Source organism: Pseudomonas sp. SIMBA_068 (genome assembly GCF_046534705.1).
Lineage (GTDB): Bacteria > Pseudomonadota > Gammaproteobacteria > Pseudomonadales > Pseudomonadaceae > Aquipseudomonas > Aquipseudomonas putida.
In genome coordinates this window covers 1-260 of record NZ_JAWRYI010000859.1, presented here as the reverse complement: position 1 = coordinate 260, position 260 = coordinate 1, and the positions used below count along the sequence as shown (strand labels likewise).

Sequence of the window (260 nt, the reverse complement as noted above, 5' to 3'; positions counted from 1 at the left end):
CTGAGCAAAACAATGGCACGGCATTGCATTTTGGCATTAATAGCCCGCTCTATACCTCACCGAATAATACAGTAACGCTGGCGCTGACCGGCAGCTGGGGGACGGACAAATACATGCAGACTTACTACGGAGTCAGTGCATCTCAATCGGCTGCATCAAGGTTTATCCGATATGATGCCGGATCGGGAATTTATGCCTGGTCGATGAATCTTGACTGGACACACAAGTTCAATGAGGACTGGAGCGTGATTGCCGCAGCA

General features: G+C 50.0%; 1 protein-coding gene. It reads left to right on the top strand.

All coding sequences use genetic code 11. The features are described from left to right. Positions 1–260: MipA/OmpV family protein (locus SB756_RS31785; protein ID WP_410913464.1), on the top strand; the 260-nt coding region annotated here is incomplete at both ends.